Source organism: Pusillimonas sp., from assembly GCF_035515275.1.
GTDB lineage: Bacteria > Pseudomonadota > Gammaproteobacteria > Burkholderiales > Burkholderiaceae_B > Pusillimonas.
Map to the genome: position 1 here is coordinate 1 of NZ_DATJBQ010000120.1, position 9,411 is coordinate 9,411.

At 59.1% G+C, this 9,411-nt stretch carries 10 protein-coding genes, 1 tRNA gene and 2 pseudogenes; 6 read left to right on the forward strand and 7 right to left on the reverse strand.

The window, feature by feature from the left end; all coding sequences use genetic code 11:
* Nucleotides 1–157 precede the first annotated feature (157 nt).
* The 4 genes from grxD to hemA form a co-directional block, all read right to left on the reverse strand.
* Nucleotides 158–493 carry a Grx4 family monothiol glutaredoxin gene (grxD, locus tag VL003_RS08745; RefSeq protein WP_325441592.1) on the reverse strand — a complete coding sequence of 112 codons (336 nt, stop codon included), beginning with the start codon at nucleotides 491–493 and terminating at the stop codon, nucleotides 158–160.
* Nucleotides 494–526: 33 nt separating this feature from the next.
* Nucleotides 527–1,345, reverse strand: a complete 819-nt coding sequence (gene prmC / locus VL003_RS08750) for a peptide chain release factor N(5)-glutamine methyltransferase (RefSeq protein WP_325441594.1) — start codon at nucleotides 1,343–1,345, stop codon at nucleotides 527–529.
* Between the two features lie 75 nt (nucleotides 1,346–1,420).
* Complete coding sequence (prfA, locus tag VL003_RS08755; protein ID WP_325441595.1) at nucleotides 1,421–2,500, reverse strand: peptide chain release factor 1; 1,080 nt, start codon at nucleotides 2,498–2,500, stop codon at nucleotides 1,421–1,423.
* Between the two features lie 60 nt (nucleotides 2,501–2,560).
* Nucleotides 2,561–3,835, reverse strand: a complete 1,275-nt coding sequence (gene hemA / locus VL003_RS08760; RefSeq protein WP_325441597.1) for a glutamyl-tRNA reductase — start codon at nucleotides 3,833–3,835, stop codon at nucleotides 2,561–2,563.
* A 200-nt stretch (nucleotides 3,836–4,035) separates the two neighbouring features.
* Here hemA and VL003_RS08765 point away from each other — a divergent pair.
* Nucleotides 4,036–4,111: transfer RNA gene (locus VL003_RS08765), tRNA-Phe, on the forward strand.
* A gap of 148 nt (nucleotides 4,112–4,259) precedes the next feature.
* On the opposite strand, the pseudogene VL003_RS08770 reads toward VL003_RS08765, so the two are convergent.
* A pseudogene (locus tag VL003_RS08770) lies at nucleotides 4,260–4,463 on the reverse strand (transposase); the annotation flags it as partial.
* A gap of 73 nt (nucleotides 4,464–4,536) precedes the next feature.
* Nucleotides 4,537–4,836, reverse strand: a complete 300-nt coding sequence (locus VL003_RS13455) for a transposase (RefSeq protein ID WP_414708272.1) — start codon at nucleotides 4,834–4,836, stop codon at nucleotides 4,537–4,539.
* A 128-nt stretch (nucleotides 4,837–4,964) separates the two neighbouring features.
* Here VL003_RS13455 and VL003_RS08775 point away from each other — a divergent pair, with 128 nt between their 5' ends.
* Nucleotides 4,965–5,837 carry a Bug family tripartite tricarboxylate transporter substrate binding protein gene (locus VL003_RS08775; RefSeq protein WP_325441598.1) on the forward strand — a complete coding sequence of 291 codons (873 nt, stop codon included), beginning with the start codon at nucleotides 4,965–4,967 and terminating at the stop codon, nucleotides 5,835–5,837.
* A 25-nt stretch (nucleotides 5,838–5,862) separates the two neighbouring features.
* Here the strand turns inward: VL003_RS08775 and VL003_RS08780 are convergent.
* Nucleotides 5,863–5,961 (reverse strand): annotated as a pseudogene (locus VL003_RS08780) (transposase); the annotation flags it as partial.
* 167 nt (nucleotides 5,962–6,128) lie between these two features.
* Here VL003_RS08780 and VL003_RS08785 point away from each other — a divergent pair.
* The 4 genes from VL003_RS08785 to VL003_RS08800 form a co-directional block, all read left to right on the forward strand.
* Nucleotides 6,129–6,728, forward strand: coding sequence for a TetR/AcrR family transcriptional regulator (locus VL003_RS08785; RefSeq protein ID WP_325441600.1), 600 nt, complete (start codon nucleotides 6,129–6,131; stop codon nucleotides 6,726–6,728).
* 94 nt (nucleotides 6,729–6,822) lie between these two features.
* Complete coding sequence (locus VL003_RS08790) at nucleotides 6,823–7,908, forward strand: ABC transporter substrate-binding protein (RefSeq protein ID WP_325441602.1); 1,086 nt, start codon at nucleotides 6,823–6,825, stop codon at nucleotides 7,906–7,908.
* Between the two features lie 32 nt (nucleotides 7,909–7,940).
* Nucleotides 7,941–8,804 (forward strand): ABC transporter permease, encoded by an 864-nt coding sequence (locus VL003_RS08795; RefSeq protein ID WP_325441604.1) that lies wholly within the window; start codon nucleotides 7,941–7,943, stop codon nucleotides 8,802–8,804.
* A partial coding sequence (locus VL003_RS08800) for an ABC transporter ATP-binding protein (RefSeq protein WP_325441605.1) occupies nucleotides 8,801–9,411 on the forward strand: 611 nt, incomplete at its 3' end. The genes VL003_RS08795 and VL003_RS08800, both read left to right, overlap by 4 nt.

A 9,411-nucleotide genomic window follows, 5' to 3' on the forward strand; every position in this document is an offset into this window, starting at 1 on the left:
CAACATGCGCGTGGCGTAAACCGCACCCGTGGCGCCGGTAATGCCCACGACCAGGCGGCGCTTGCTCATGGCGTGTGTGGCCTGGCTGCGGGCACGTGCCTTTTGGCGCAAGCCCGCCATTCGAAGGCGCGGCAACCGCCCTGCCAATGCCGCTTAGTCATTCAGTGTCATTCAGTGCGCCGGCCTCTTTAAGCACTTCAAGCAGTTCACCGCTTTCGTGCATTTCGGCGATGATGTCCGAACCGCCCAGGAATTCGCCGGCAACGTAAAGCTGCGGAATGGTGGGCCAGTTAGCGTAATCTTTAATGCCCTGGCGCACTTCTTCGTCTTCAAGCACGTTGACAGTAACCAGCTTGGTTACGCCCGAGGCTTTCAGAATTTGAATGGCCTTGCCCGAAAAGCCGCATTGCGGAAACTGTGCCGTACCCTTCATGAAAAGAACCACAGGATGGGTGGTGACGGTTTCGCGAATGAAATCTTGTACTTCGCTCATGATGTTCAGTATCTCCGAAAAGTATGCTTAATATTATAGGTTGCCCCCGGAAATCCGCTCGATTCCCGCTAGATCTGTAAGGCTTTTAACGTTGCTGAAGCCCGCCTCAAGCAGCAGGCCGCGCACCTGGGCCGACTGGTCGTAGCCATGCTCAAGCCATAATCCGCCTTCAGGATTAAGCCAGCCTCGGGCGCCGGCGATAATCAGCCTGATTGCTTCCAGCCCGTCGGCGTCGTCGGTCAGTGCCCCCACCGGCTCAAAGCGCAGGTCGCCTTGCTGCAAGTGGGGGTCGTCTCGATGTATGTAGGGCGGGTTGGACACGATCAGATCAAAGGCGGGCCTGTCGTTTAGCGCATCGAACCAGTTGCCTTGCAAAAACTCGACCCTGGCGCCCAGCGCCTGCGCATTTCGGTCGGCTACCTCTAGAGCGGTTTGGCTAAGGTCGGTTGCCACCACTGTGGCGGTGGGCCGGGCCAGCGCTATCGATATCGCAATGGCCCCGCTACCCGTGCCCAAATCCAGCACCCGCGGGTTTTCAAGGTTTCGGCGCTTCAGCTCGGCTACGGCCGTTTCAACCAGCAGCTCGGTTTCGGGGCGTGGAATAAGCACGCCAGGTTCAACCATGAACGAGTGCCCCATGAACTCGCGGTGCCCCACCAGATAAGCCATGGGAAGGCCTTCCAGGCGTAGCGCCACCAGTTTTTGGTATTGCGCCACCACGGCCTGACCAAGCTCGTCGGTGTCGTGGGCGATCAGCCACGAGCGCGGCACGCCCAGCACATGCTGCAGCAACATTTGGGTTTCCAGCCTGGGCAACGCGCCCTCGCCAAGCAAACTGCGCACGGTCGCCATATGGTCAGAACCCGTCGAGCCGGAACAGGCTTAGAACGCCCATGCAGCCGTGCAGCGGGCGGGAAAATGCCTGCGTCACGCTTCGCCCATGGCGGCCAATTGCTCGGCCTGATGTTCGGTACGCAAGGCGCCGGTCAACTCTTCCAGGTCGCCTTCCATAATGCCCTGCAACTTGTACAAGGTAAGGTTGATGCGATGGTCGGTAACCCGGCCCTGCGGATAGTTATAGGTGCGAATGCGCTCAGATCGGTCGCCCGACCCCACCAGGCTCTTGCGCTGAGCCGCCTCTTTGCTATGCAGCTCTTGCTGCTGCGCGTCTTTAAGGCGCGCGGCCAGCACCTGCATGGCCTTGTCTTTGTTGCGGTGCTGCGAACGGTCGTCCTGGCATTCCACCACCAGGCCGGTGGGCAGGTGGGTAATGCGTACCGCAGAGTCGGTCTTGTTGACGTGCTGCCCGCCTGCGCCGCTGGCGCGAAAGGTGTCGATGCGCAGCTCGGAGGGGTTGATGACAATGTCGCTTGCCGCATCGGCCTCGGGCAACACCGCCACCGTGCATGCCGAAGTATGAATGCGCCCCTGCGTCTCGGTTTCGGGCACGCGCTGCACCCGATGCGCCCCCGACTCGAACTTGAGCCGGCCATACACGGCGTCACCCTCGATTCGAGCGATCACCTCTTTGTAGCCGCCCACTTCGGCTTCGCTGACCGACATCAGCTCGACACGCCAACCCAGGCTCTCGGCATAGCGGCTGTACATGCGCAGCAGGTCGCCGGCAAACAGCGCACTTTCGTCGCCGCCCGTACCGGCGCGGATTTCAAGGAACACGTTGCGCCCGTCGTCGGGGTCGCGCGGCAGCAACAGCACTTGCAGCTCGGCCTCGAGCGTTTCGATGCGCTCTTTGCCCAGCTTGTACTCTTCCTCCGCCATCTCGCGCATTTCGGGATCGGACATCATTCCCTGCGCGGCTTCCACATCGGCTTCGGCGCGAACATATTCGTTAAACGCCTGAACCACCGGATCAATCTCGGAGCGCTCGCGCGACAACTTGCGGAACTTGTCCATATTGCCGGCGATTTCCGGCTCGGCAAGCAGAGCATCAATTTCAATCAGCCGGTGAGCAAGCTGCTCCAACCGGCCGCGCATGGAACTTTTCATAAGAGAGGGGAAATGGATATTTAACGGGATGAACGCGCAGACGGAGCCAGGGCGGCTTCGCTAACGGCGGCGTTCGACGCGCGGCAACAAGCGTGGCAAAAGGGCCAGCAACTGCTCGCGCTCGGCCTCTTCGCTGCGGTTGAGCGCCGCCAGCGGACCGTGCATGTACTTTTGAGTAAGGGCGTGAGCCAGTTGCTCAAGCACGGCCTCGGGCGCTTCGCCCTTGGCCAGCAACCGCCGGGCTTTTTCAAGCTCGGCCAGGCGCACCTGGTCGGCCGCCTGATGAATATCGACAATAGCGGGCACGATCTGACGGTTTTGCAACCAGTGCATAAAGTTTTGCACCCGCGTTTCAATAATGGCCTCGGCCTGCACCACCGCCGCGCGGCGTGCATCGGTGCCGGTTTGCACCATGCGGCCCAGGTCGTCGACCGTATACAGATACACGTCGGCCAGGCGGCCGACTTCAGTTTCGACGTCGCGCGGTACGGCAAGGTCGATCATGACCATGGGCTTGTGACGACGCAAGCGCGTAGCCCTTTCCACCATCCCCAGGCCGAGGATGGGCAAGGAGCTTGCCGTACAGGACACGATAACGTCAAACTCGGCCAGCCGCCCCGGAAGATCGGTTAGCTTCATGGTCTGGGCGGTAAAGCGCGAGGCCAGAATATCGGCCCGTTCGAGCGTACGATTGGCCACCATCATGTGGCGCGGATTAAGCGCTGCAAAGTGCGTGGCACAGAGCTCGATCATTTCGCCGGCGCCGACAAACAGCACATTGGTTTGCGACATGTCGCCGAACACCCGCTCGGCCAGCCGCACCGCCGCCGCCGCCATGGACACCGAATGGGCGCCAATGGCTGTTTGCGAACGAACTTCTTTAGCGACCGAAAAAGTGCGCTGGAACAGCTGATGCAGCAAGGTGCCCAACGCCCCGGCGTCGTTGGCCGCGCGCACCGCGTCTTTCATTTGGCCAAGAATTTGCGGCTCGCCCAACACCATGGAATCAAGCCCGCTGGCCACGCGAAAGGCATGGCGCACGGCTTCGTTCTGCTGATAGCGATACAGGTGAGGCTGCAGACTGCCCGACTCGACACTGTTGAAATCGGCCAGCCACGCCGGAATCTTGTCCGACACATGCAGCTCGGCCGCACAGTAGATTTCAGTGCGGTTACAGGTGGACAAAATGGCGGCCTCGCGCACCGCCGAACCAAAGGCCGACTTGAGCCCTTCGAGCGCGGGACGCAGGACGTCGACAGGCATGGACACGCGCTCGCGCACCGAAACCGGGGCGGAGACGTGGTTCAAACCGAAGGTGAGGACGTCGACGGACATAGGCTATAGCTAATAGATTGGCCGGCACATAACTGGCCCAATTGATCACGATTATAACCCTCTGGAAACATTCGGGAAAACCCTGGCGTACCAGAGAGAAGGAGGCGCGCGAACCAGGGCGGTTATTGCCGTGGCCGGATAAACTGATTAATGGCGCTTAAGCACGATCTTAGAAAATCGTGTATTATTTCGCCTTTGTTGGCCTGGTAGCTCAGTCGGTAGAGCAGCGGATTGAAAATCCGCGTGTCGGTGGTTCGATTCCGCCCCAGGCCACCACTCAATTTCGCCTGACTGCTCTTGGTCGGGCGTTTTTGTTTGTGGAGCACCAATCGGCGCGGGGTTCAGGCAAGGCTGCGGCTCTTCCCCATTAACGGGGGACCAGGCAGTGGTAGGCTCTTCCCCATTATCGGGGGATACGCATTCACTAGACACGGTTAATCACACCGTTCCAACCGCACTGGGCCAAGACCCGCATGCGGTAATTTTCAAAGTTCCTAAACCCATACGCACGGCGTGAGAGCATTTCCATTTTATTGTGGAAGCCCTCTGTAATGCCGTTGGATTTGGTAAAGCGCCACATTCTCACGATCGGCTCGAGCCATGCCCTGAGCGTTTGGGCCAATGCTCGCGCCGGGCGGCTCTTCCCCATTATCGGGGGATACGCATTCGGCTCTTCCCCATTATCGGGGGATGAGCATTCATCAGACACGGTTGATCACACCGCTCCAACCGCATTGAGCCAAGACTCGCATGCGGTAAATCTCAAAATTCCTGAACCCATACGCTCGGCGCGAGAGCATCTCCATCTTCGTGTGGAAGCCCTCGGTAATCCCATTGGATTTAGAGAAGCACCGCATTCGCACAATGAGCTCGAGCCACGATCTTAACGTAGCGGCCAGCGCCTTGGCCGGGCTTTGCTCAAACTGACGAATCAACGTCAGGAATTTGGGAGCCCTTGCCGCAGGGTGCGTTATTTGTGTAAATTTGCTACATGACCCCAACGCTCCGATTCTTCAGCAGGTTCCGCCTCCATTTTTTTAGAAGGTTTCGACTGCAGCTCATGGGCACCCTCGCGGTGCTTTGTCTTGTGACCGGTCCGTCAATAGCGAAAGAGTACCCAAACCGTCCGGTGAAGTTGGTTGTACCGTTTCCACCCGGCGGCAGTTCCGACATTCCCGCCCGGCTCATTGCCCAGAAATTGGAACAGGTCTGGGGCAAGCCAGTCGTGGTCGAAAACCGTGCCGGAGCAACGGGAACAATAGGTGAAGGCTACGTGGCCCGAGCCAAGCCGGACGGCCACACCTTATTGGTTGGCACCAGCAGCAGTCACACGATGGGGCCATACACCATCAAGGACAGGCCGTACGATCCATTGACCGACTTGCGCGGCGTCACGCTGTTTGCCTGGGTGCCTCACTTGATTGTTGTTCACACTTCGGTCGACGCCGAGTCTGTGTCGGAACTTATCCATCTCGCCAAAGCAAAGCCAGGCGAACTGAACTATGCCACTTCCGGGCATGGTAGTTCTGTGCACTTGGCCACCGAAATATTCAGCCGGAAGGCCGGCATCGGCATGGTGCAGATCCCCTATCGGGGCGTGAACCCGGCGGCCATGGCGGTAGCCAGCGGGCAAACGCAGCTGATGTTCCCCCCTGCAGTCGTGGCACTTCCCCTTATCGAAGGGGGGGCTCTGAGGCCCCTGGCCATTCTGGCGGCTAACCCGCTTCCCAGCCTGCCTCAAACCCCTTCTACCAACGAGGCCGGCCTGGAGGGTTACGAGTTCTCCACCTGGGTCGGACTGCTTGCGCCGGCCGACACCCCGGACGACATCGCGAACAAGATCGCGGCCGATGTGGCTCACATCATGAAAGACGTCCAGGTACGCCGGACTCTTGAAGAAATGTCCTTCACGCCCACGACCACATCTCCCCAAGAGTTCGACGACATCATCCGGCGCGAAACGGCCGAGCACAAGACTCTGATTGAAGAGCTGGGCTTGTAGAACGCGGTACCGCTTGCTGCCGCTAGCCCGACCGAGTGGCCACTTCGGCTACTGGACGCTGGAGTTGGGTGATTTGCTTCACCGCTTCGAGTTTGAATTCTTCCGTAAATCGGGCCGTGCTCATAATCATCTCCTCAGTGAGTACTATGAGGCTAAAAAGTGTCTAGCAAATCCTGGCCGATTCACTACAAACAAATGCGCGCTGATAAATAGGTTACTTCACCTGCTGGTTCGATTCTGCCGCTACACTTTGAACGGTGCATTACATGATTATGTTCCAGGTGAAAACAATTGAATTCCTTGCAGTCCAACCTGCCTAATGATGCACCCGTTGTAAGTGCTGCAAAGGCACGTTTGCTTGATACCGCGCGCGAGCTTTTTTGTCGTCGCGGCATTCACGCCACGGGCATAACCAGCATTATTGAAGAGTCGAACGTGTCGCGGCGCACGTTGTACGAGCATTTCGGCTCAAAAGACAACCTGCTACGGGCCGTGTTTGAACGTGAAGGCAAGATGTGGTTTGACTGGTTCGACGTTAACCTGCCCGCCATGTCTGCCGACCCCAAGACACAATTGATCAGGTTGTTTAACCTGTTGCACGACTGGTTCAGCGGCCCGGATTTTTACGGTTGTATCTTTATCAATGCAGTAGCCGAGCACGACAAGCGATTGGGCTGGGTGGCGCCCCATGCCCATGCACACCTGAAGGCGGTGCGCGAACGCATACTACGGCTGGCCGAGGCGACCGGCTTGCCGCAGCCTGACGTGGTAGCAGATCAGCTTTGCCTGCTGATCGACGGCTCAATTGTGTCGGCGATGGTGTCCCGCCGCCCCGATTCCGCCTTGACGGCGCAGAGCGTTGCGCTGACCTTGCTGGCCCGCCAGGAATAAGCATTCAACGAATCTGTCTATTTGACGCTAGCGGAAGTCGATAGAATAGCTCTCGTAGTAGATCGATCGGTCTACCTTCGTGAAGAGAGCCCTCATGTCCCGTTTCCTACCAAGCCTTCGTCGTTTCCTTCCTACTGCTTCGGCATCGACCATTGCCGGTTCCGCCCCAAGCGCTTCGCGTCGCCAGTTCTTGTGCGCTTGCGGTTGCGGCACACTTGCCGTTGGCTTGGCTGGTTTCGGCTTGCTTGGCGCTGCGACTCGCGCAGAAGCCGCCGCCGGCGGCGACCTGATCCGCGTGGGGCACATGCCTGCGGGTTGCGTGTCACACCTGCTTCTGGCCAAAGCGCGGGGGCTTTTCAAGCAAGCCGGCCTGCATGTAGAGCTTACCCAGTTCAATGGCCCTAGCGAGGCCTTGCAGGCATTGGAAGCCGATAATCTGGAACTGATACACAGCCCATGGACCATGAGCGTAGCCGCTCATGCCGAAGGTGCGCGCCACTTGCGCGTTATAGGTGGCTCGGGTCAGTCCGGCATCGAGCTGGTGGCCCGCAACGGTTCGGTCAGCAGCGTCGACGAATTGATCGCAGAAGCCGGCAAGGGCTTGCGCATCGGTACACTGCGCCTGGACACGCTGGAGCTGGTCGGCTATGGCACGCTTTCAAAGAACGGCAAGTCTTACAACGACTACGACATGACCTTCTTCAACAGCATGGTGGGCATGGGAGAAGCTATCGCCAACGCTCGTGTGGACGTTTGTACTCTTGCCCAGCCTTACGCTGAAAGCGTGGTGCGCGAAACAGGCGCTGTGTATCTGACCGACTCCAACTCTGTATGGGGTCCCGAGGCGGCCGACTGCGTAGTCACCACCAAGGAGACAACCAGCAACCGTCGCGCCGAAGCGCTGGCAGCCTACCTTAAGGTGTTGCAGCAATCAGCCAATTCCTTCAACCAGGATTTAGAGGCCGCGCTTGACGACCTGCAGCCGATTTATGGCGCACCGCGCGAGATTCTCCGCGTTGCGCTGAAGCGCCAGTTTCCGAACCCGGTGATCAGCGCCGCAGGTATTGCCGGACTGCACCAAGGCGTGCGTTACCTGATCGAGCTTGGTTATCTGAGGGAAGACAACGTAGATGCCTTGCTTGATCTGCGCCATCAACCCGTTAAAGAAACCGTTTTGTAAAAACCATGACTTCAAGCCAAAGCTCAAGCCTCGTGGCTTCCGACACTGGGAGCCAGGCTTACGCCCAGCCCACTGCGCAGGCTACGCTTCGCAAAAGCCGGCTCAAGCGGCCTGACCGCCTGCTCCTGCTGGCAAAGGAGCTGGTCTGGTTTGCTCTAGCCTGGGCCCTGATTGTTGCTGTGTGGGAAATAGGTGCTTGGCAGGGCTGGCTCAATCCGCGTGTTTTGCCGCCACCCAGCGAGACCATTCCCTACTTACTTTCCGGCCAGACATCGATTGGTTTCGGCGTGCAGCGCGTCAGCCTGGCTGGGTCCATCGGGGCCACCATGCTGCGCGTTGCGATCGGCATGCTGGCAGGCATTGTCACGGCTTTTGTACTGGCAGTAATGGTGCTGGAAACACGCCGCCTGTCGCGTTTGATCATGCCGCTGGTGCAGTCGCTGGCGCCCATCGCACCGGTGGCCTGGATACCGTTCACTATCGCGGTAATAGGCATCGGCGGGCAAGCTGCGATGTTCATCGTGTTCATTACGGTGGTAGGGTCCATGACCCTGGCCCTGGTGGCAGCCTTGCGCAACGTGCCGATAGAGTACCTGCGCATTGCCGGCAACCTTGGTACGCCGCGCCCGCGGCTGTGGCTGCGTGTGCTTTTACCCGCCATTGCCCCCAGCGCGGTAACCGCGGTAAGAATCAGTTTCTTTGGAGCCTGGATGGCTGTGCTGGCCGGCGAAATGGCTGGCATCAATTCCGGGCTGGGGCACGTAATCATCGTGGCACAGCAGATGTTCAACATGAAGATGGTGATGCTCGGCATTATTACCATTGGCATCATCGGCTTTGCCGTGGACCGCCTGTTGCTAACATGCGGCCGTTGGATAGTGTGGTGGCAGCGATGAGCGCGCACGACCATTACCGCAAACACGGTGTGCAGCTTGAGTTTCGTAATGTGCGCAGGGTGTTTGGCCCCACAGCGCGTATCCACGCCGACCAGCTCACCATCCAGTCTGGCAGCCTGACCGTATTGCTTGGGCGCAGCGGCTGCGGCAAAACAACCTTGCTTAACCTAGCCGCCGGCCTTGACCAACCCGACAGCGGCCAAGTGCTACATGATGGCCAAGCGCTTTCCGATCCGGCCGAGCATAGCGCCTTCATTTTCCAGCACAACAACCTGTTTCCATGGATGACGGCGCAAGACAACATCAGCTTCGCCCTCGAAAACCAGGGCGTTCGTAAGGCCGATGCCCGCAGCCGTGCGCGTGACCTGCTTGAGCAGGTAGGGCTGGGCTCCTTGCATGACCGCCTGCCTTCCCAGTTGTCGGGCGGTATGCGCCAGCGCGTCGCCCTGGCGCGCAGTACGGCTCTGAAGCCCAGGCTGATGCTACTTGACGAGCCGCTCTCGGCTCTGGATATCCAGACCCGACGCATGATGCAGCAGTACCTGCTGCAGACATGGCGTCTTACCCAGGCCACCATGCTGATGGTTACGCATGATCTGTCTGAAGC